This is a genomic window from Amycolatopsis sp. cg5 (assembly GCF_041346955.1).
Classification (GTDB): Bacteria; Actinomycetota; Actinomycetes; order Mycobacteriales; family Pseudonocardiaceae; genus Amycolatopsis.
Genome location: NZ_CP166849.1, coordinates 7229539 through 7250654, shown reverse-complemented (window position 1 = coordinate 7250654; position 21116 = coordinate 7229539). Strand labels below are relative to the sequence as shown.

20 protein-coding genes, 2 tRNA genes and 1 riboswitch are annotated in these 21116 nt (G+C 68.1%); of the genes, 17 read left to right on the top strand and 5 right to left on the bottom strand.

Annotated elements, in window-relative coordinates:
- Positions 1–2 precede the first annotated feature (2 nt).
- A riboswitch (cobalamin riboswitch) is annotated at positions 3–125 on the top strand.
- Between the two features lie 34 nt (positions 126–159).
- From AB5J62_RS32535 to cimA, 4 genes are all read left to right on the top strand, one after another.
- Positions 160–1188, top strand: coding sequence for a FecCD family ABC transporter permease (locus AB5J62_RS32535; protein ID WP_370943823.1), 1029 nt, complete (start codon positions 160–162; stop codon positions 1186–1188).
- Entirely contained in the window at positions 1188–1940 is a 753-nt protein-coding gene (locus tag AB5J62_RS32530; RefSeq protein WP_370943822.1) for an ABC transporter ATP-binding protein, read from the top strand. Before AB5J62_RS32535 ends, AB5J62_RS32530 begins: the two co-directional genes overlap by 1 nt.
- Positions 1933–2895 (top strand): ABC transporter substrate-binding protein, encoded by a 963-nt coding sequence (locus AB5J62_RS32525; protein WP_370943821.1) that lies wholly within the window; start codon positions 1933–1935, stop codon positions 2893–2895. The genes AB5J62_RS32530 and AB5J62_RS32525 overlap by 8 nt, the downstream gene beginning before the upstream one ends.
- A gap of 595 nt (positions 2896–3490) precedes the next feature.
- Positions 3491–5119, top strand: a complete 1629-nt coding sequence (cimA, locus tag AB5J62_RS32520; protein WP_370943820.1) for a citramalate synthase — start codon at positions 3491–3493, stop codon at positions 5117–5119.
- 44 nt (positions 5120–5163) lie between these two features.
- On the opposite strand, the gene AB5J62_RS32515 is transcribed toward cimA, so the two are convergent.
- Entirely contained in the window at positions 5164–6012 is an 849-nt protein-coding gene (locus tag AB5J62_RS32515; RefSeq protein ID WP_370943819.1) for a sigma-70 family RNA polymerase sigma factor, read from the bottom strand.
- Positions 6013–6096: 84 nt separating this feature from the next.
- Here AB5J62_RS32515 and AB5J62_RS32510 point away from each other — a divergent pair, with 84 nt between their 5' ends.
- Together AB5J62_RS32510 and AB5J62_RS32505 are read left to right on the top strand one after the other, a co-directional pair.
- Entirely contained in the window at positions 6097–6615 is a 519-nt protein-coding gene (locus AB5J62_RS32510) for a lipoprotein (protein WP_370943818.1), read from the top strand.
- 13 nt (positions 6616–6628) lie between these two features.
- Positions 6629–7399: a fumarylacetoacetate hydrolase family protein gene (locus tag AB5J62_RS32505; RefSeq protein WP_370943817.1), complete on the top strand. Its 771-nt coding sequence runs from the start codon at positions 6629–6631 to the stop codon at positions 7397–7399.
- Here AB5J62_RS32505 and AB5J62_RS32500 read toward each other — a convergent pair.
- Positions 7377–8621 carry an FAD-dependent oxidoreductase gene (locus tag AB5J62_RS32500; protein ID WP_370943816.1) on the bottom strand — a complete coding sequence of 415 codons (1245 nt, stop codon included), beginning with the start codon at positions 8619–8621 and terminating at the stop codon, positions 7377–7379. The two genes, AB5J62_RS32505 and AB5J62_RS32500, sit on opposite strands and share 23 nt — an antisense overlap.
- Positions 8622–8721: 100 nt before the next feature.
- Between AB5J62_RS32500 and gltX the strand changes: the two genes are divergently transcribed.
- The 5 genes from gltX to AB5J62_RS32475 all read left to right on the top strand — a co-directional run bounded on the left by gltX (position 8722) and on the right by AB5J62_RS32475 (position 12662).
- Positions 8722–10203: a glutamate--tRNA ligase gene (gltX, locus tag AB5J62_RS32495; protein WP_370943815.1), complete on the top strand. Its 1482-nt coding sequence runs from the start codon at positions 8722–8724 to the stop codon at positions 10201–10203.
- A 144-nt stretch (positions 10204–10347) separates the two neighbouring features.
- Positions 10348–11121, top strand: coding sequence for an HAD family hydrolase (locus AB5J62_RS32490; RefSeq protein WP_370950399.1), 774 nt, complete (start codon positions 10348–10350; stop codon positions 11119–11121).
- Positions 11122–11171: 50 nt separating this feature from the next.
- Positions 11172–11243, top strand: a tRNA-Gln gene (locus tag AB5J62_RS32485).
- Between the two features lie 56 nt (positions 11244–11299).
- Positions 11300–11372: transfer RNA gene (locus tag AB5J62_RS32480), tRNA-Glu, on the top strand.
- A gap of 228 nt (positions 11373–11600) precedes the next feature.
- Complete coding sequence (locus AB5J62_RS32475; protein WP_370943814.1) at positions 11601–12662, top strand: serine hydrolase domain-containing protein; 1062 nt, start codon at positions 11601–11603, stop codon at positions 12660–12662.
- A 3-nt stretch (positions 12663–12665) separates the two neighbouring features.
- Here AB5J62_RS32475 and AB5J62_RS32470 read toward each other — a convergent pair whose 3' ends face one another.
- Positions 12666–13670 carry an NADP-dependent oxidoreductase gene (locus AB5J62_RS32470; protein ID WP_370943813.1) on the bottom strand — a complete coding sequence of 335 codons (1005 nt, stop codon included), beginning with the start codon at positions 13668–13670 and terminating at the stop codon, positions 12666–12668.
- Between the two features lie 84 nt (positions 13671–13754).
- Between AB5J62_RS32470 and AB5J62_RS32465 the strand changes: the two genes are divergently transcribed.
- The gene (locus tag AB5J62_RS32465) at positions 13755–14441 is read left to right on the top strand and encodes a TetR/AcrR family transcriptional regulator (RefSeq protein WP_370943812.1); all 687 of its coding nucleotides are present in this window, start codon (positions 13755–13757) and stop codon (positions 14439–14441) included.
- A gap of 28 nt (positions 14442–14469) precedes the next feature.
- On the opposite strand, the gene AB5J62_RS32460 is transcribed toward AB5J62_RS32465, so the two are convergent.
- Entirely contained in the window at positions 14470–15969 is a 1500-nt protein-coding gene (locus AB5J62_RS32460) for a flavin-containing monooxygenase (RefSeq protein WP_370943811.1), read from the bottom strand.
- Positions 15970–16065: 96 nt separating this feature from the next.
- Between AB5J62_RS32460 and AB5J62_RS32455 the strand changes: the two genes are divergently transcribed.
- The 5 genes from AB5J62_RS32455 to AB5J62_RS32435 all read left to right on the top strand — a co-directional run bounded on the left by AB5J62_RS32455 (position 16066) and on the right by AB5J62_RS32435 (position 20519).
- On the top strand, positions 16066–16698 hold the full coding sequence (locus AB5J62_RS32455; RefSeq protein WP_370943810.1) for a TetR/AcrR family transcriptional regulator: 633 nt from the start codon (positions 16066–16068) through the stop codon (positions 16696–16698).
- A gap of 81 nt (positions 16699–16779) precedes the next feature.
- Entirely contained in the window at positions 16780–17307 is a 528-nt protein-coding gene (locus AB5J62_RS32450) for a SigE family RNA polymerase sigma factor (protein ID WP_370943809.1), read from the top strand.
- Between the two features lies 1 nt (position 17308).
- Positions 17309–18373: a CU044_5270 family protein gene (locus AB5J62_RS32445; RefSeq protein ID WP_370943808.1), complete on the top strand. Its 1065-nt coding sequence runs from the start codon at positions 17309–17311 to the stop codon at positions 18371–18373.
- Positions 18374–18471: 98 nt separating this feature from the next.
- The gene (locus AB5J62_RS32440; RefSeq protein WP_370943807.1) at positions 18472–19632 is read left to right on the top strand and encodes an NAD(P)/FAD-dependent oxidoreductase; all 1161 of its coding nucleotides are present in this window, start codon (positions 18472–18474) and stop codon (positions 19630–19632) included.
- Positions 19629–20519: an RNA polymerase sigma-70 factor gene (locus AB5J62_RS32435; RefSeq protein ID WP_370943806.1), complete on the top strand. Its 891-nt coding sequence runs from the start codon at positions 19629–19631 to the stop codon at positions 20517–20519. The genes AB5J62_RS32440 and AB5J62_RS32435 overlap by 4 nt, the downstream gene beginning before the upstream one ends.
- Here AB5J62_RS32435 and AB5J62_RS32430 read toward each other — a convergent pair.
- Complete coding sequence (locus AB5J62_RS32430; protein WP_370943805.1) at positions 20513–21097, bottom strand: TetR/AcrR family transcriptional regulator; 585 nt, start codon at positions 21095–21097, stop codon at positions 20513–20515. The genes AB5J62_RS32435 and AB5J62_RS32430 overlap by 7 nt on opposite strands.
- Positions 21098–21116 lie beyond the last annotated feature (19 nt).

Genomic DNA, 21116 nt, shown 5'->3' with positions numbered 1-21116 from the left:
GCCCGCTTTATCCCCGTTTTGGTGCCCAGGCGGGGAAGCCGGTCGAAATCCGGCGCTGACCCGCAACGGTAGGTCCACGTTCCGCGTGGACGAGCCCGATCACCGCCTGGACACTGCTTCGCTCTGCCATCTCGTCGTGGTTTACGAGAAAGGTGCACAGTGGACAGACGTGTCCTCGTCCCGCTCCTCGTGGTGTTCCTGCTCGTGTCCGTCCTGTTGTCCATCGGGATCGGCACCGTGTCCGTGCCGATCGGCCGGACCTGGACGTTCCTGCGTGCCGGGCTGTTCGGTGAGTCCATTTCGGCCGCCGATGTCGGCCAGTACCGGATCATCTTCGACATCCGGTTCCCTCGCGTGCTGCTCGCCGCGGTCGTCGGCGCCGGGCTCGCCACGGTCGGCGTCGCCATCCAGGCCATGGTCCGCAACGCGCTCGCCGACCCGTTCGTGCTCGGGATCTCCTCCGGCGCTTCGGTGGGCGCGACCGCCGTCTCGGTGCTCGGGTTGTTCGCGTCCTTCGGGATCTACGCGCTGTCGGCGGGTGCTTTCGTCGCCGCGCTGGGGTCGATGCTCATCGTCTACCTGGTCGCGCGCGGCCGGAGCGGGCTGACGCCGTTGCGGCTGGTGCTGACCGGAACCGCGCTGTCGTACGGGTTTTTCGCCGTCACCACGGTGATCGTGTTCAACGCGCCGCACGGCGAGGCGGCGCGGTCGGCGTTGTTCTGGCTGATGGGCAGCCTCGCCGGGGCGAACTGGGCGTCCCTGCCGATCGCCGCGGTGACGGTGCTGCTGGGAACGGCTTGGCTGTTCGCGCGGTCGGGCAGTCTCAACGCACTGTCCATGGGGGACGAAGCGGCGACGACCTTGGGTGTGCACGTGCCCCGGCTGCGCGCCACGTTGTTCGCGCTGTGCGCGGCGATGACCGGGGTGCTGGTCGCGGTGAGCGGCGCGATCGGCTTCGTCGGGCTGATGCTGCCGCACCTGGTCCGGATGGTGGTCGGCGCCGACCACCGACGCGTGCTCGTGGTCGTCCCGCTCGCCGGCGCGTGTTTCCTCGTCTGGGTCGACGTCGCCGCGCGCGTGCTCGCCGCGCCGCAGGAACTGCCGATCGGCGTGCTCACCGCGGGCATCGGGGTGCCGGTGTTCCTGGTGCTGATGCGCCGTCGCGCCTACGTCTTCGGCGGCGCCTGATGGAACTCGGGCTGCACGACGTCACCGTCACCGTCGCGGGACGCAAACTGGTCGAAGCGCTCACCATGACCGTTCCGTCCGGGACGGTCGTCGGCCTGCTCGGTCCCAACGGCAGTGGCAAGTCGACAACGCTGCGCTGCGTCTACCGCGCTCTCAAGCCTTCCGACGGCGTGATCCGCCTCGACGGACGCGCGCTCGACGAGTACCCACTGCGCGAGAGCGCGCGGCGGATGGCCGCGTTGACCCAGGAGTCGCACACCGAGTTCGACTTCACCGTCGCCGAGGTCGTCGCGATGGGACGGCTCCCGCACGACGGTTCCGACGGTGACATCTGCGCGGAGGCACTGCGCCAGGTCGGACTGAGCGCGCTGGCGGGCCGTTCGGTCCTGACGTTGTCCGGCGGCGAGCGCCAGCGGGTGCTGCTCGCGCGTGCGCTGGCGCAACAGCCCCGCGTCCTCGTGCTCGACGAGCCGACCAACCACCTCGACATCCGCCACCAGCTCGACGCGCTCGCGCTGGTCCGCAAGCTCGGCGTCACCGTGCTGACCGCGCTCCACGACCTCAACCTCGCCGCGGCCTACTGCGACGAGGTCTACATCCTCGAAGCGGGCCGGGTGGTCGCCGGCGGCCCGCCCGCTGCCGTCTTGACGCCCTCGCTGGTGGCCTCGGTGTTCGGGGTCATCGCCCACGTCGTCCACCACCCGGTGACCGGCGTGCCGCAACTGCTCTTCGAAGGGACCACCGATGCGTAAAGCCGCGTTGTTGCTGGCGCTGCTCGTCTCCGGCTGCGGCGCGACCGTGACGCAGGAGCCCGTCGCTTCGCAACCCGTGACGGTCACGAACTGCGGCAAGCCACTGACCGTCCCCAAGCCGCCGTCGCGCGTCGTGACCAACGACATCGGCATCACCGAGCTGATGTTCGCACTCGGCCTCGGCGACCGCATGGCAGGCTACGTCATCGACTCCGGCCAGACGAGCGGCGTCGAGTCGTCGCCGTGGAAGGCGGACTTCCAGCGTGTCCCCAAACTGGCCGAGAAGATCAACAAGGAGGTCGTGCAGGCGGCAGGCGCGGATCTCGTGTTCGCGGGCTGGAACTACGGCTTCAGCGAGTCCGAGGGCTTCACCCCGGACTCCTTGGGCGCGCTGGGCATCGCGACGTATCAGCTGACGGAGGCCTGCCGCAACGGCGTCGGCAAACAACGCGGGATCATGCCGCCGCTGGACGCGCTTTACACGGATCTGCGCAACCTCGGTGTCCTTTTCGGAGTGAGCGACCGCGCGGAAAAGCTGGTGGCGGAATACACGTCGACCATTGCTTCGGTCGCGCCGGACAGTCGGACGCCCAAAGTCTTCCTCTACGACGATGGCAAGGACCAGCCGTTCACTTCGGCGCGCAACGCGGGGCCGAATCAGATCATCGCGAAGGCGGGCGGGCGGAACATCTTCGACGACGTCGACGACAGCTGGACGACGGTGAGCTGGGAAGCCGTCGTGCAGCGGGCGCCGGACGTGATCCTGATCAACGACTACGGCGGCGAGGTCGGGACGGTCGCGGACAAGGAGCGGTTCCTGCGTTCGCATCCCGGCCTGCGGGACGTTCCGGCGGTGAAGAACGGGCGGTTCTTCGCGCTGCCTTATGCGGCGCTGGTCGAGGGGCCGCGGAACGCCGCGGCTATCAAGGCCTTCGCGGCCTACCTGCGCGGCTAGAGGTCGTGAGTGATACGACCGGTTCTATTGACGGGAAGGTCAAAGGTGGCGTGTCTGGCTGCTCGGCTGCGGCCCGGTGGCTGTGTGGGAAATGCGTCGTTGAACGACGCAAACGGCACTCATCCAGGTGCAAGAGTCAGGTATGAGGGCTACCTTCATCCACGGTCGGCGTCGGTGAGGGAGGCCCTCACCCAAACCGAGCGGGTGAGGGCCTCCCTCACCCGTATATACGGTCGAACTAGGCCCCCCCCACGGGTCCGAGTGAAGTAGGCCCTCACCCGCGCCCGACTACGACCCTGCCCCGGACGAGGCAGTCGACGAAGGGGGTCGTGAGTGTTTTCGCCGGTTAGAACCGGCCGTACCACTCACGACTCTCGAAGGCACTGGGCTAGACCAGTGTCCAAAGCGTGGGAATTCCGATCGAGGGTTGGAAAGCTTGACGCGGTGTGGCATGATCCCGGTATGGCTTCCTTCTCCATCATTATTGCGCAGCGCGCCGGGTAGGTGCTCCACAAGAGCACCCCAGGCGCGCAAACCTCTCGCACCCCAGCGGGAGGTTTTTTTGTTGCCCTGCCTCAAGAGGAGATGACCCGCAGTGACCCGCCAGGAGCCCGCCGATACGCCGCTCGGCGACGATTTCCACCTTTACGACACCACTCTGCGCGATGGGGCGCAGCGTGAAGGCATCACCTATTCCGTCGCGGACAAGCTGGCCGTCGCCAGGTTGCTGGACGAGCTGGGTGTGGGTTTCATCGAGGGCGGCTGGCCGGGCGCGCTGCCGAAGGACACCGAGTTCTTCGCGAAGGCCGCCGCGGGCGAACTGCAGCTCAAGCATGCCGCGCTGGTCGCTTTCGGGTCGACGCGCAAGGCCGGGGCGAAGGCGAACGAGGACAAGCAGGTGCGGGCGCTGCTCGACTCGCAGGCGCCGGTGATCACGCTGGTCGCGAAGTCCGACTTGAGGCACATCGAGCGGGCGCTGCGTGTCGACGTCGACGAGGCGTGCGAGATGGTGCGGGACACCGTGAGCTTCCTGGTCGCCGAGGGGCGGCGGGTTTTCGTTGACCTGGAACACTTCTTCGACGGTTACGAGTTCTCGCCGGAGACTTCGTACCGGGTGCTCGACGCGGCCGCGAGTGGCGGCGCGGACGTCATGGTCCTGTGTGACACGAATGGCGGGCAGTTGCCGCTCGGGCTCGCGGAGACCGTGCGCACGATCAAGGACAAGACCGGATTCCGGCTCGGAATCCATTGCCAGGACGATACTTCCTGCGCGGTGGCGAACTCCATCGCCGCCGTGCAGGCCGGCGCGACGCACGTCCAGTGCACCGCCAATGGGTACGGGGAACGGGCTGGCAACGCCGATCTGTTCGCCGTCACGGGAAACTTGGTGGCCAAGCTCGGCATGGAGGTGCTCCCGACCGGACGCGCCGCCGAGCTCACCCGGGTCTCCCATGCCCTTGCCGAAATCGCGAATCTCGCACCCGACACCCATCAGGCGTATGTCGGTTCGTCTGCGTTCGCCCACAAGGCGGGCCTGCACGCGAGCGCGATCAAGGTGGATCCGTTGCTGTACAACCACATCGATCCAGCTTCTGTCGGCAATGACATGCGGGTTCTGGTCACCGAGATGGCCGGCAGGGCCAGCCTCGAACTCAAGGGACGTGAGCTCGGGGTTGACCTTGCCGGTCAGCCTGAGGCCTTGACGCGCTCGGTGCGCAAGGTGAAGCTGCTGGAGTCGGAGGGCTGGTCGTTCGAAGCCGCCGACGCCTCACTGGAATTGTTGCTGCACCGCGAGATCGGCAGCGATTTCCTCGACGAGCCGCCGTTCACGCTCGAGTCGTACCGGGTGGTGATGGACCACCGCGCCGACGGTGAGGTGGTCTCCGAGGCGACGGTCCGCGTGCACGTCGGCGATCAGCGGGTCATCGCGACCGCCGAGGGCACCGGGCCGGTCCACGCGCTCGACGCCGCGTTGCGCGAGGCGCTGACCCCGCACCTGCCGTGGCTCGACACCGTCGAACTGGCCGACTACAAGGTTCGTATTCTCCCGGGGCATCCCGGTACTGACGCGGTCACGCGAGTACTGGTCGAAACCACCGACGGCCACAAGGAATGGACGACCGTCGGCGTGCACGGCAACATCGTCGAGGCGAGCTGGCTCGCGCTCTGCGACGCGCTCGTCCACAAAGCGGCCACCGTCCGCGAATCCCTGGTCAGCAAGTAAAAGGACTCGTGAGTGGTATTGCCGGTTAGAACCGGCCGTACCACTCACGAGTCTTTGACCTCCAAGCGTTCGAGTCGCGCCGGGTCGGCCAAGATGTGCAGCTCGGCCACGAGGCCGCCGCGCACCGTGAACGCCATGACCGAGGCAGGTTTTCCTTCGGGCGCGGTCAAAATCCCCCAGGCGCCATTGATGAGCGCCGGGCGGGAATAGGGCGCGAGCCGCGAGAACATCAACGCCTGGCCCGCGACCTCCGCCGCGCCGCGGACGAGCTTCGAGAACGACCCGCCGTCGACGTGAAGCACGACATCGGGATCGAGCACCGCGACGAGCGCGTCGAAATCGCCGCCGCGTGAAGCCGCGATGAACGCCTCCACGACCGTGCGCTGCCGCGTGAGGTCGGTCTCGGGCGCCGGAACGCCCTGTATCCGGCGCCGCGCGCGGCTCGCGAGCTGACGGGTCGCGGCGGGTGTGCGGCCCGCGATCGTGGCGATGTCGTCGAAGGGCACGCCGAACATGTCGTGCAGCACGAACGACAGGCGTTCGGCGGGGGAGAGGGTCTCCAGCACGACGAGCAGCGCGAGGCCGACCGAGTCGGCCATCAGCGTTTCCTGCTCGGGGTCCAGGCTGACGATCGGGTCGGGCACGTGCACGCCGAGCGGCTCCTCGCCGCGTGACTTACGCGAGCGCAGCACGTCCAGGCAGACGCGGCCGACGACCGTGGTCAGCCAGGCGGCCAGGTTCTCGACCTCGCTGGTGTCCGAGCGGCTCAGCCGCAGCCAGGCCTCCTGGACGGCGTCCTCGGCCTCGCCGGTCGAGCCCAGCATCCGGTACGCGACCGCGCGCAGCCTGCCGCGGTTCTCTTCGAAGCGCTCCGCCAGGGAGAAGTCGTTCATCATGTCCCCTCGACGTGTGAAACCCGGCAGACGTGACATGGCCGCGCGGCTAGGGTGATCATGCACGAATCCGAGGGGGAGAACATGAAGAAGTTTGTGCCGCTCGCCGCCTTGCTGCTGGCCGCCGGATGCGGCTCCGACGGTGACACCAAGCCGGCGCCCGCCGCCGCCGAGGTCGGCCCGGCTGGTTCCGCCTGCCCGATGCCGGTGACGTTCAAGATCGCCGAGAAGTGGAAGGCGGGCACGGTCGACGCGGGCAGCGAGATCCTCTGCGAGATCGACTCGAAGCCGGCGGGCAGCCTCGGTTTCCTGCGCGTCTACAAGGTCACCGCGCCCGACCTCGAGTCCGGCCTGAAGACCTTCGCCACCAAGTCCAAGGGCGCCGAGGGGTTCGCCTACTCCGACGTCACCGCGGGCGCCATCGCGGGCAAGGAAGTGAGTTACGTCATCAAGCAGGACGACATCGAGATGCCCAAGCGGGTGCTCGCCGTGTCCGCCGCGAACTCGGTCGTGCTGCTCGAGGTGGGCGGGCTCGACCAGGAGACCTTCGACACCAACGTCAAGGCCTACGAGCTGGCCAAGAGCACTCTCAAGTTGACCTAGTAAGCTCGGCCGCGTGCGCTTAGCCCGTATTGCTCATCCCGGTGGTGTCGCCTTCGCTTCGGTCGAGGGGGACGGTGACGACGCCCAGGTGCTCGAGATCGCCGAGCACCCCTTCGGTACCCCGAACTTCACCGGGAAACGGTGGCCGCTGGCCGATGTCCGCCTGCTGGCGCCGATCCTGCCGTCGAAGATCATCGCGGTCGGGCGCAACTACGCGAAGCACGCGGCCGAGTTCGGCAACGAGGTGCCGACCTCGCCGATGACCTTCATCAAGCCGTCGACCACGGTGATCGGCCCCAACGCGGCCATCAAGCGGCCCGGCGACGTCGGGCGCATCGACTTCGAGGGTGAGCTGGCGATCGTGATCGGCCAGCCGATCAAGAACGTCAGCGCGGCGCGCGCGTCGAGCGTGATCCTCGGTTACACCGTGGCCAACGACGTCTCCGCGCGTGACCTGCAGAAGTCCGACGGGCAGTGGGGCCGTGCCAAGGGGTACGACACGTTCTGCCCGCTGGGCCCGTGGATCGAGACCTCGATCGACGCGTCCGACCTGGCGCTGCGCACCGAGGTGGACGGTGAGCTCAAGCAGGACGGGCGCACCTCCGACCTGGTGCACAAGATCCCCGAGCTGGTCGAGTTCGTCTCCGGCGTCATGACGCTGCTGCCCGGCGACGTGATCCTGACCGGCACCCCGGAGGGGGTCGGCCCGATCGTCGACGGGCAGCAGGTTTCGATCACCATCGAGGGCATCGGGACGCTGACTAACCCTGTGCAGGCTCTGTAGCGCGCCGCGCGAAGTCCGGCGCGTGCTCGGGGCGGAAGCCGATGCCGAGCAGGTACGCGGGCACGATCGACAGGCCGGGGAACCGGCGGAACACCTTGATCATCGCGGGCGGCGGGCCGTTGCGCCTGCCTTCCATCACCGGGCGCATGACGGCCTTGTGCAGCAGCCGCTGCAGGCCCTGCACCAGCACGGTCGGCAGCCAGCGGCGGGCGCGGACCTTCGCGAGGTCCTTGCCGGTGACCTTGCCGCTCAGCAGTGGCTTGGCCAGCAGGTGCGCGGTCGCGACCGCGTCCTGCACCGCCAGGTTGATGCCGACGCCGCCGACGGGTGACATCGCGTGCGCCGCGTCGCCGATGCAGAGCAGGCCGTCGATGTGCCAGCGGTGCAGCCGGTTCAGCTTCACGTCGAGCAGCTTGACCTCGTCCATCGACTCGAGTTCGCCGACGCGGTCCGCGAACGCCGGGAACAACGCGGCGACGGTCTCACGGAACTTCTCGATGCCGTGCTGGCGCAGGTCTTCGCCCTTCGGCGCGAGATAGGCGATCTGGTAGTAGCCGACGCGCGGCAGCGGCACGCCGAAGCGGCGGTTGCGCATCTCCGGCATGATCTGCGCGCCGCTCAGGCCCTGCTCGGCCGGGCGTGACAGGCGGAACCACCACGCGTCGAACGGCACGCCGTAGTCCTTGGGCCGCAAGCCCGACTCGCGCCGCGCGAGCGACCAGCGCCCGTCGGCGGCCACGACCAGGTTGCTGCGGAGTTCGCGCTCCTCGCCGCCCTCGGTGCGGTAGCGGACGCCGGTGACCTTGCCGTGCTCGCGGATCAGGCCGGTCATCTCGGTGCTCATCCGCAGGTCGAAGGTCTTCTCGGCGCGGCCTGCCTCGGCCATCAGGTCCAGGAAGTCCCACTGCGGGACCATCGCGACGTACGGGTGCGGCACCTTCAGCCTGCCCAGGTCGCCGAAGATCAGCATCCCGCCGTCGTCCTTCGGGAAGCCGATCTGCTTGATCTCGCTGTGCGGCAGCGCGTGGAACTTCTCGCCCAGCCCCAGTTCGTCGAGCAGCGTCAGCGTCGACGGGTGCACGGTGTCGCCGCGGAAGTCGCGCAGGAAGTCGGCGTGCTTCTCCATGACGGTCACCCGCACGCCCGCCCTGGCCAGCAGGAGCCCCAGCACCATCCCGGCCGGTCCGCCGCCGACGACCACGCAGTCCGTGCGCTCGGTCATCTCCATCATCCCCTTATTCATCACTTGTTGAATAAATCGAGGATGCACCGGGACCCTTCGGTGCGTCAAGGACTTAAGGGGCAGATACGCTGATCGGGCTATGACTGAGACCACGCCTGTTCGCGCCCGCTTCTGCCCGTCGCCGACCGGAACCCCGCACGTCGGGTTGATCCGCACGGCGCTGTTCAACTGGGCCTTCGCCCGTCACCACGGCGGCAGCCTGGTGTTCCGCATCGAGGACACCGACGCCGCGCGCGACTCGCAGGAGTCGTACGAGCAGCTGCTCGACGGGCTGAGCTGGCTCGGCATCGACTGGGACGAGGGACCCGGTGTCGGCGGCGAGTACGGGCCGTACCGCCAGAGTGAGCGACGCGACATCTACGCAGACGTCGCGGCGAAGCTCCTTGCGGCGGGCGAGCTTTACGAAGCCTTCTCGACCAACGAAGAGGTCGAGGCGCGGCGTAAGGCGGCGGGCCAGGACCCGAAGCTCGGGTACGACAACTTCGACCGCGACCTGACCGACGAGCAGCGCGAGGCGTTCCGCGCCGAAGGCCGCAAGCCGGTGCTGCGGCTGCGGATGCCGCACGAGGACCTCGGCTGGACCGACCTGGTGCGCGGCGACATCTCGTTCCCGGCAGGCACGATCCCGGACCCGGTGCTGGTGCGCAACAACGGTGAGCCGCTGTACACGCTGACCAACCCGGTCGACGACGCGCTGATGCGCATCACGCACGTGCTGCGCGGCGAAGACCTGCTGCCGTCGACGCCGCGGCAGATCGCGCTGTACGCGGCGCTGCGCCGCATCGGCGTAACCGATTTCACGCCGGAGTTCGGCCACCTGCCGTCCGTGCTGGGCGATGGCAACAAGAAACTGTCCAAAAGGGACCCTTCGTCGAACCTTTTCAACTACCGGGACCGGGGTTTCATCAAGGAAGGCCTGCTGAACTACCTGTCGCTGCTCGGCTGGTCGATCGCCGACGACCGCGACATCTTCAGCGTCGACGAGCTCGTCGCGGCCTTCGACATTTCGAAGGTAAGTGCCAATCCGGCGCGCTTCGATCTCAAAAAGGCCGAGTCGATCAATGGGACGCACGTGCGTGCACTGGCGCCGGAGGACTTCGTCACCCGTGTGGTGCCGTACCTCGTGACCGCTGGCGTGCTGCCCGCCGAGCCAAGTGACGACCTGCTCGCCAAACTCCGTGCGATCGCGCCGCTCGTGCAGGAACGGGTGACCGTGCTGTCCGAGGCGGCGCCGATGCTCGGCTTCCTCTTCGCCGACGAGGAAAACTTCGCACCGGAGCCGGATGCGGCGTCGAAGAACCTCGGCGCCGACGCGGAACCCGTGCTCCAGGCGGCGATTTCGGCGCTGGAGGCATTGCCGTCTTGGGAGACTTCCGCAATCGAGGAGGCGCTCAAGTCGGCCCTTGTGGACGGTCTGGGTCTCAAGCCTCGTAAGGCTTTCGGCCCCGTGCGCGTGGGGATCACCGGACGAACGGTTTCCCCGCCGTTGTACGAGTCCATGGAGCTGCTGGGACGTGAGGTCTCACTGGGACGGTTGCGCCGCGCGCTGCCCGGTAACTGAAAGATCGCGTCTCACCAACTGGGAGTAGCATCTCTTCGTCGAAACAGACCGCCGCTAATCACCTCCTTGGCCGAGTCGGAGCGGCCGGACTTGGCCTAGCCTCGCTAAGTGGATTTTGCGCTTGCCTCCCCGACGACACCGCAAATCGCCCCCGCTCCGTGGTCGCCGCCAGAGTTACGTCTGGTCTGTTTGGACATTGACGACACGTTGATCGACTGCACGGCGGCGATCCGCTTCACGCTGGGCGCGTTGACCGGTCGTCCGGACATGTGGCCGTTGTGGGACTTGATCACCGAAGAGCACGTGGCGATGGTGGTGGCGGGCGAGATCGACTACGCCACCATGCATCACCGCCGCACGGCGTGCTTTCTGGCGGAGATGGGCGTGCTGGCGGCCGCCGAGGACGTCGCTGACTTCGAGCGACGCCGTCGGGAGCTGCTGGCCCGCTCATTCCGGCTTTTCGACGACGTGCTGCCGTGCCTCGACTGGCTGCGCGCCGCCGGCGTGCTCATCGCCGCGGTGACCAACGCCTCCGGTGTGCACCAGCGCCGCAAGATCGCCGACCTCGGCCTCGCGTCCTACTTCGATCACGTCGCCATCGCTGGCGAACTCGGCGTCGCCAAACCGCACCCGGTGATGTTCCACTCGGTCTGCCACGCGGCGGGCTGCGCGCCCGCCGACACCGTGCACGTCGGCGACAAGCTCGACACGGACGCGATCGGCGCGCACAACGCGGGCCTCGGCGCCGTCTGGCTCGACCGCGACGACACCGGCCACCCGGCGCCCGACGGCGTGCACACCATCCGCGGTCTCGACGAGCTCCCCGAGCTGCTCGTTTCGGAGTTCGCCAGCGTCGGAGTGCCTGCTCAGCGGGCACTTGGTACCCCCGCTGTCAGGCTCGGGAAGGCGGTACTCTAGTATTTCTTCTCGTTGGAGCACACGCCAGCAAGATCGGCGAGTCACTCCGATGGGGTATGGTGTAATTGGCAACACGACTGGTTCTGGTCCAGTTATTCTAGGTTCGAGTCCTGGTACCCCAGCTGCAGAGCGAAAAACCAAGTCTGGTAAGTTTCACTCTCGCAAGGTGAAGTTCCTGGCCCCCGTCGTCTAGCGGCCTAGGACGCCGGCCTCTCACGCCGGTAGCGTGGGTTCGAATCCCATCGGGGGTACAGAAAAAACGCCCGCTCCTCGAGCGGGCGTTTTTTATTTCCCTCTTTCGCAATCGCGCGCGTGTCGTGCCGAAGTTGCCGGTGAAACTTCCTGGACTCGGTCGCCGGACCGCATATCCTCGGACGCACCAATTTCCGCGAGAACCTACGTTTTTTCGCACTATGTAAAGAAGTCACCTACCTGTTGCGGCACCTGGTGCCCGCGGCATCGTTGCGACGGGGGCCACCGTGTCACAGGACAGTGCTCTTCAGCGTGATGCGGACGCTCTCGTGGCCCAAGGCGCGCCCGGCGTGCTGGTCGAACTGAGCACGCCGCAAGGCAAGGTGAAGGTCCGCAGCGGGTACGGCGATCTGGAACGCGAGACGCCGATGCCGTGGGACGCGCGGTTCCGGATCGCCAGCTTCACCAAGACCTTCGTGGCCGCCGTCGTACTGCAGCTCACCGCCGAGGAGCGGCTCTCACTCGAGGACACCGTCGACCGGTGGCTGCCGGGACTGGTGGCGGGCAACGGAAACGACGGCCGGGCCATCACAGTCCGGCAGCTGCTGCAACACACCAGCGGCCTGTCGGACTACTTCGCCGATCTCTCGGAATTGGAGTACGAGAAGGGTTTCTTCGAGCACCGCTACGACAAACTCGGCGCCGTCAGTGGCGTGAAGATCGCAATGTCGCACCGCCCGGATTTCCGGCCCGGCGACGGCTGGGGCTATTCCAACACCAACTACCTCCTCGCCGGGCTGGTGATCGAGAAGGCGACCGGCCGGACGTGGCGCCGCGAGGTGACCGACCGTATCATCCGGCCACTCGGCCTCGGCGACACGTCCACGCCCGCCACGTCGCCGGACATCGCGGGCCCGCACGCCCGCGGCTACCACCGTTTCCCGGCGCCGGGAACGAAAGAACCCGGCGAGCCGGTGGACGTGACCTCGATGAACCACGCGATGGGTGGCGGCGCGGACGGCGAGCTGATCAGCAGCACCGCGGACGGCACCAGGTTCCTCAGCGCGCTGATGGCCGGGGAACTCCTCCAGCCCGCGCAGCTGGCGGAGATGAAGAAGACCGTGCCCGCCGAGGGAACCGGCGCCTACGGTCTCGGCCTGGCTTGGACTCCGGCGTCGTGCGGCGGATATTGGGGACACGACGGCGGAATCCACGGTTTCCTGACCGGCACCGGCGTGACCGACGACGGCAAGCGCAGCGTGCTCGTTTCGGTGAACACGGTCACGCTCACCGGCGCCGGGCCGAATCCGCTGGCCGGACTCATCGAGCGTGCGCTCTGCGGCGACTGACCCTTACGGCAGGGCGAGGATGAGCTTTCCGGTGTTGCCGCCGGAGAACAGGGTGAGCAGCGTCTCGGGGAAGTCCTTGATGTCGCCTTCGACGACGTGCTCGGAAGAAATGAGCTGTCCCGTGCTCACCCACTCGGCCAGCTTCGCCTGCGCTTCGGGATAGCGCTGGGCGTAGTCGAAGATGACGAACCCGGTCATCGACGCGCGCTTGAAGAGCAGCTGCATGTAGTTGGCGGGCCCGCTCTTCTGGGTGGCGTTGTACTGGGAGATCGCGCCGCTGATGACGACGCGCGCGCCGGGCGCCAGGCAGGTGAGGACGTCGTCGAGGATGGTGCCGCCGACGTTGTCGAGGAAGACGTCGACGCCGCCGGGGGCGTGCGCGCGCAGCTGGGCGCGGATGTCGCCTGCCTTGTAGTCGATGGCGGCGTCGAACCCGAGGTCGTCGACGAGGTGGGCGCACTTGGCAGGGCCACCCGCGATGCCGATGACCCGGCAGCCCGCGATGCGGGCGATCTGGCCCGCGACGTTGCCGACGGCGCCGGCGGCTCCGGAGACGACGACGGTCTGGCCAGGCTCGAGGCGGCCGACGTCGAACAGTCCGAAGTAGGCGGTCATGCCCGCGATCCCGAGCGCCCCGAGGTGGGTGGGCGCGGTGGCCAGCGAAGTGTCGATCCTGGTCACGGTGTCCGCTTTGCCGAGTGCGTAGCGCTGGACACCGAACTGGCCGGACACGGTGTCGCCGACCTTGAAGTCCGGGTGCTCGGAGGCGACGATCCGGCCGATGCCGCCCGCACGCATGATCTCGCCGAGCTTGACCGGCTCGACGTAGGTGCGGACGCCGGAGATCCAGCCACGCATCGCGGGATCGAGTGAAAGGTGCTCGACCTTGACGAGGAACTCACCTACTCCCGGCTGAGGCGCGGGCTGCTCGCTGTAGTCCCAGTCGGACGGCTGGGGCAGGCCGGTCGGGTGGGCGGCGAGGCGGATCTGGGCGTTGGTCGGGGTCATGAGGCACCTGTCTCTGGAGCTGACTGCCAGTAAGTTAACGTCGTTACGTTGACATGGTTACGGTAACGGTGTCAACTTGCGCGGGTGGTGACCAAACGAGTGCGCGCGCGGCGCGGCGACGGCGCGCTGCTGCGTGATGAACTCCTGGGCGCGGCCGAAGAGCTGCTCATCGCCACCGGCAATGAGGACGCGGTGACCGTGCGCGCGGTCGCCGAGGCGGTCGGCGTCACGCCGCCCTCGGTCTACCGGCATTTCACCGACAAGGAAGCACTGGTCGAAGCGGTCTGCCTGCGAGTGTGGACCGAACTGAGCCAGCGGCTGTGCGCGGTCGTCCAGCTGGGTTTCGACCCGTTCACCACGCTGCACCGCGCCGCGCGGGTTTACATCGACTTCGCGCTCGAACACCCGGTGCAGTACCGCACCCTGATCACCCGTCCGGCCGCCGGCCCGGAAGCCGCCGAGGCCGTTTCGACCTGCCTCCAGCACTTCGTCGACAACGTGGCCAGGTGCGTGGACGCCGGGGTGTTCCGCGGCGATCCCCGCGTGCTGTCGGCGAGCCTCTGGTCCGCGGTCCACGGCTGCGCCTCGCTGCTCATCGCCCAGCCGCTGGCGCACTGGCCCGCCGACACCGACGCCGTGATCGAGCAGACCCTGCGCATGGCCGGGTTCGGCGCCGCGCTCGCTTCGCGGCTGCCGCCCGACGCCGTCGTCGCGGTCGCCGCCGTGACCACCGGTCTCGACGACCTCGCGGACCGCTGGGGTCGTGAGTGATGCGGCCGGTTCTAACCGGTCTAAACGCTCACGACCCTGAGCGGGCCTCGTAGGCGTAGTGCTCCAGCGGGAAACCGGACGCTTCGCGGTGCGCGCTGATCGTCGAGGTCGGCCGCAGCAGGGTCGCCTCGCCGTGCTGGTTGAAGTAATAGCTGCGCGAAGTGGCGCACTGGCCGAGTGAGAACACGGAATTCTCGGTGACTTTCGCGCTCATCCGCTTGAGGAATTCGTCATTGGCGCGCTGGGTGATTTCGAAGACGCCGGCGCCGCGATCGTGCATCGCGGTGAACAGCCGCCGCATGTGTTTCATCTGGCATTCGATGGTCGTGAAATAGGACAGGCCGCTGTAGGAATACGGGCTGTTGAGCGACAGGAAATTCGGGAAACCGGGGACGGTCACGCCCTGGTAGGCCTGGAAGCGGTTTTCTCGCCACCATTTGCCGAGATCCTTGCCGCCGCGCCCGATCACTTCGAACGCCGGGAAGTTGACGTCCCAGAGGTTGAAGCCGGTGGCCAGCACGAGCACGTCGATGTCGGTGCGGCGGCCGTCGGCCGTGACGACGCCGGTGCGGTCGATCCGGTCGATCGTGGTGGTCTCCAGGTGCACGTGCGGCTTGGTGAAGGTGGGGAAGTAGTCGTTGGAGAAGGTCGGCCGCTTGCAGCCGAACGAATAGTCGGGCGTGAGCGCGCGGCGCAGCTCGGGGTCGCGGACCTGGCGGTGCAGATGCGCGCGGCACCAGCGCTGCGCGATCTGGTTGGTGAAGCGCAGCTGCTTGTAGTGCACCACGCCGGAAATCATCATCAGCTCGAGCAGTGAGCTGCCCGCCACGCGCACGGCCCGCTGGACGAGCGGCGCCTTGGCGAACAGTGTCCGCAGCGCGCGGGGGATGCGGTAGTCGGGCTTGGAACTGACCCAGATCGGGGTGCGCTGGTACACGGTGAGGTCGCCGGCGCGCTTGGCAAGCTCGGGGATCAGCTGCACCGCGGTGGCGCCGGTGCCGATGATCGCCACCCGCTTGCCGTCGAGGTCGGCGCTGTCGTCCCAGGCGGTGGTGTGGACGACCGTGCCGCCGAAGGAGCCGATGCCCGCGATGTCCGGCATCTTCGGCTGCGACAGGAAACCGGTCGCGGTGAGCAGGTAGGTCGCGGTGACGGTCTCGCCGCCGTCGATGCTCACCCGCCAGTGGCGTTCGTCCTCGTCCCAGGTCGCGCCGGTGACCACCGTGCCGAAGCGCATCGACTCCCGCAGGCCGTATTTCCCGGCCACGTGCTCGGCGTAGCGCTTCAGCTCGGCGCCGGGCGCGAAGAGGCGTGACCAGTGCGGATTGGGCTCGAACGAGTACGAGTAGGTCGAGGACGGGATGTCGACGGCCAGGCCGGGGTAGCGGTTCACGTGCCAGGTGCCGCCCAGGTCGTGCTCGCGCTCGAGGATCAGCAGGTTGTGGTGGCCCAGCCGCTTGAGCTGGATCGCCGCGCCCATGCCGCCGAATCCGGCGCCGACGACGACGGCGTCGTACTGGGTCGTCATGCCCGCCTCCTTGCTTGCGGAATGATGTGTCAGTTCCGGAACGATATGTCAGTCCCGAGCGTGAACGCAAGGCCGAGGGGACCTACACTCCAGGTCATGACGTCCAGTGCCGAACCCGTCAGCCGCGCCGAACGCAAGAAGCAGGAGCTGCGCCGCGAGATCATCGACGCCGCGTTCGAGTGCTTCGCCGACCGCGGCTACCACGCCACCGGGATCGCCGACATCGCCGCGCGGCTCGGCATCGGGCACGGCACCTTCTACCGCTACTTCGAGAACAAGCGCGACATCGTCGACCACGTCGTCGAGGACCTGATCGGCCGCATCGCCGCCGTGCTCACCAAAGAGAACGCCCCCGACGCGGTGACGAACCTCGAGGACTACCGCGCCCAATCCGCGCGCATCGGCGAGTCGCTCGCCCGCGTCTTCGGCGAGGACCCGCGCGTCCCGCGCCTGCTCATGTTCGAGGCGCCCGGCATCGACAAGGCGATGGCCGAGCGCGTGCTCGACCTGTTCGAGCTGGGCAACGCGCTGACCGCCGCCTACCTATCGCACGGCGTCGAGCAGGGCTACCTGCGCGCCGACCTCGACGTGCCCAGCACCGCCAACGCCATCAACGGGATGATCCTCGGCTCGGCGATCGCGTCGCTGCGCAAACCCGGCGCCGAGGACCAGCGCAGGCTCAGCGAAGCGCTCCGCCGGGTGATGTACGACGGAATCGCGGCCCGGTAACCCACAAGGACCACAAATCCGCGCCGGCCCGCATTCAAGGGGTATGAGTAACTCACTGACACAGACGGGACGGTGTGGTCCGTGACGTTCGAGGAGTTCGTGGCGGCCAGGCTGGATCCGTTGCTGCGCTATGCCGCGAGATTGTGCTGTGATCCGCATCTCGCCCAGGACGTGGTGCAGGAAGCGCTTCTGCGGGCCCAACAGCACTGGTCGCGGATCGCGGCGATGGAGTCGCCCGAGGCCTACGTCAAACGCATGGTGACCAACGAATACCTGTCCTGGCGGCGGCGAAGGTCCACAAAGGACGTGACGGTGTCACTGTCGCAATTGGACGTGTTGACGCCGCCAGCGGCCGACGCTTCGGCGCAGTACGACGAGCGCGACGCGATGCTGGCCAAGATCGCCGGCCTGCCGCGCAAACAGCGCGCCGCGGTGGTGCTGCGCTACTACTCGGGTTGCGACGACGCCGAGATCGCGTCGGTGCTCGGGTGCCGGGAGGTCACCGTTCGCGGCTACATCTCCCGTGCGATCGCCAAGCTGCGTGCCGCGGAAAGCGCTTCCGCGAGTGTCCTTCCCCTTCCCCTGCCGTTGACCAGCGAGATGAGCTGACATGACCATCGAAGACCAGATCAAGGAAGCGCTGGCCAGCCCGGCGATCGAAGTTCCCTCGGCGGGCCCCGTGCTGGCGGAACTGCGGCGGCGAGGTGCCGCACAAGCCCACGCCCCTCGGCGGATGGTGCGGCCGCTGCTGGTCGCCGCCGCGGTGACGGCGATCGCGGCGGGCGGCATCGCGGTGGTGACCACGGGCGATGGTGGTGGCGGTTCCGCACCCGCCGTGCGGTTCGCGTCGGCACAGCAGGTGCTGGACACCGCGGCCGACCGGATCCACGTCGCGGGCGACACCCCGGTGCCGGACGGGAAGTACCGGTACCTCGACACCCGGCAGTGGGACACCCCGAGCTGCGGCCCCAGCTGCGGGCTGCCGGACGGGCAGCTCATCTCCTTCCGCCGGGAGATCAGGACACAGACCTGGCAGCCGAGTGACATCGACGGCGAGTGGTCGCGCAAGGTCGAGGTGACCGGACAGCGGCAGTGGCTGTTCGGCACCGAGGAGGAGGCACGCTCCCGCGGATTCGACCCCACCGCGCTCGACAAGGCCGTGACAGGTGAATGGCAGGCGGCGGGCGGCCGGTTCCCCAAGGGGGTTTACGGCTACGACGGGCTGCTGGACGAGTGGAGCTCGCCGAGCAAGGAGCGGCTGGCGCAGTTGCCGCGTGATCCGGAGATGCTGTACCAGCTGCTGCGGCCGGAGGCCGACCCGAAGGCCACGACCGCCGGTGCGGAGGTGCTGCAGCGGGCGAGCCGGCTGCTGAGCACCGGGGCGGTTCCGGCCGATCTGCGTGAAGCGCTGTACCGGGCACTGATCAAGACCCCGGACTTGAAGGTGACCGACCAGGTGGCGAACCTCGACGGCCGCAAGGGTGTCGCGCTGGGCGTGCCGACGTACAAGGCCAGGTGGGAGATCATCGTCGACCCGGACACCGGTGAGTTCATCGGTGAACGGCAGGTCCAGACCGAGTCGCAGGCCGGTTTCCCCGCCGGCACCGTGATCGCGTCCAGCTCGGTGCGTGTCTCCGTCGTCGACGAACGAGGAGCCGTACCCGCCGGGAACTGACCGAGAGGGTGTGGCGCGCGACACAGTGGCCGCATGTCACGAAAGCGCGCGCCACACCCATCTCGTGGTCATCAACAGCCGATGAGAAAGGCAGCATGATGACCACACAGGTAGTGGTACTCGGGGCGGGCTACGCGGGACTCGGCGCGGCCATCCAGCTCGCGGTCAGGACGAAGCGCCGCGGCGACGTGCGCGTGACACTGGTCAACGCCCAGTACCGGTTCACCGAGCGGCTGCGGCTGCCGATGACCGCGACCGGGCAACAGGTCGCCGAGCTGAACATCCCGGAGCTGCTCGACGGCACCGGAGCGGAGTTCGTTCGTGGCTTCGTCACCGCGGTCGACGCGGACGCGAAGACCGTGCGCGTCGACGACGATCGGGTCCTGCGCTACGACACGCTCGTCTACGCGCTGGGAAGCGCGGCGGACCTGACGGCGGTGCCCGGCGCCGAGGAGCACGCGTACAGCTTCAGCAGCGCTCAGGACGCGCTGTCGCTGGCGGGCCGGTTGTCGCGATTGGACAGTGGCACGGTCGTGGTCGCGGGCAGCGGGCTGACCGGCATCGAGTCGGCCGCGGAGATCGCCGAGCGGTACCCGGCACTGAAGGTCGTGCTGCTGGGCAGGCGGGAACCGGGCGCCACCATGACACCCAAGGCCAAGGCGTACCTGCACACCGCGCTCGACCGGCTCGGCGTCGAGGTCCGTTCCGGCGTCGAGGTGGTGAAGGTGCTCCCCGACGCTGTCGAGCTGGCAGGCGGGGAACTCGTCGCCGCCGACGCGGTGCTGTGGACGAGCGGCACGCGGGTTTCGCCGCTGGCGGCCGCCGCCGGGCTGACCGTCGACGAGCGCGGGCGCGTCGTCACCGATGGCGCGCTGCGGTCGGTTTCGCATCCCGAGGTCTACGCGGTCGGGGACGCGGCCGCGATCGAGCAGGGTTACGGCGTCATGCACGGGACCTGCCAGAGCGGCATGCCGACGGGAGTGCACGCCGCGCTGTCGATCGAGCGCGTGCTGAAAGGCAAGCGGCCCAAGGACTTCCGGTTCGGCTACTACCACACGCCGGTCAGCATCGGGCGTGGCGACGCTGTGGTGCAGTTCACCCATCCCGACGACAGTGCTCGTCGCATTCACCTCACCGGACGGCTGGCCGTCAGGTACAAGGAAACGGTGACCGCAGCACCATGGCCGACCTTCGGCCGCATGAAGAAGATGCCCGCCTCGGGCGCGATCTGGCCGCGTGGTGGCAGGTTCACCCGATGAACGCGGACGAGCAGGTCTTCCACGAGCACCGGCGGCTGCTGTTCTCTGTGGCGTACCGCGTCCTCGGCACCGCCGCCGATGCCGAGGACGCGGTCCAGGACTCGTGGCTCAAATGGTCGGCGGCCGACCGGTCGCAGGTGCTCGACCCGAAGGCCTATCTGACGCGGATCGTGGCCAACCTCGCGCTGGAACGGCTGCGCTCCGCCCGGCACCAGCGCGAGACGTACGTGGGGCCGTGGCTGCCCGAACCCATCCTCACCGGCGGTGACGCGTCCGACGCCGCGGTGGACGCCGAGTCGGTGTCGATGGCCATGCTGGTCGTGCTGGAGACGCTCAGTCCGCTCGAACGCGCGGTGTTCGTGCTGAAGGAGGTTTTCGGCTTCAGCTACGCGGAGATCGGCGAGGCGGTGGACCGGTCCGAGGCCGCGGTGCGCCAGGTCGGGCACCGCGCCCGCGAGCACGTGCGCGCGCAGCGTCCGCGGTTCACCGCCGACCGGTCGAGCCGCGAGCGGGCGACCAAACGGTTCTTCGACGCCGCGACCGGCGGTGACGTCAACGCGTTGCTGGAACTGCTCTCGCCCGACGTGACACTGTGGACGGACGGCGGCGGCAAGGTGCGCCAGGCACTGCTTCCGGTCATCGGGGCGTCCACAGTGGCCGCGTGGTTCGCGGCCATCGGCACGGTGACCTACCAGGGTGTCGAGCCGGGCGACATGAAGGCGGAACTCGTCGAACTCAACGGCGGGCCCGGCATCGTGTTCAGCGCGCCGGACCGGGTGATCGCGACCGTCACGTTCGACTTCGGCGCCGACGGCCGGATCGTCGCGATCCACAATGTCGCCAACCCGGACAAGCTCCGCGCCGTTACCGCCAGGAACGTCTACTGAGCGAAGAGCGCGTTCAGGATGGCAGGCAGGAAAGCCCGTTCGAGCGTGCCAGGCGGCAGCTCGGCGGGCTCCACATAGGACTGGGCGAGCGCGCCTTCGCGGATCGCGATCAGCAGCCGGGCGAGCTGATCGAGGTCGACCGCCGCGCGTCGGCCGAGCGTCGATTCGAGCACCTGGACCAATTCTGCGCGCAGCTTCGCGTCATGCTCGGCCAGCCGCTTCGCCGCGGCAGGGTTCCTGATCGCGTAGAGGGTGAACTCGGTGGTGACCAGGTACCAGGCGCGCTCGTCGTCGTCGATCCGTGAGACGCGGTCGACGAACTCGGTCACCGTCAGCTGCTCGCCGGTGAGGCTGGCGATCCGGTCGAGCGTGGCCGCCGCGTGCCGGTCGAACAACGCGAAGAACAGCTCGTCCTTGCTGGTGAAATTCGAGTAGAAGGCTCCGTGGGTGTAGCCGGCACGACGGCAGATCTCAGGGATCGCCGCGGCGTGGAAGCCAAGTTCTGCGAACGCCTCGAAGGCCGCGTCCAGCAGGCGCGCCAACGTCTCCGGCCGCCGCTTGGTGGTTCCCTTCGGCATGAGCTCTCCCTCTCGGCCT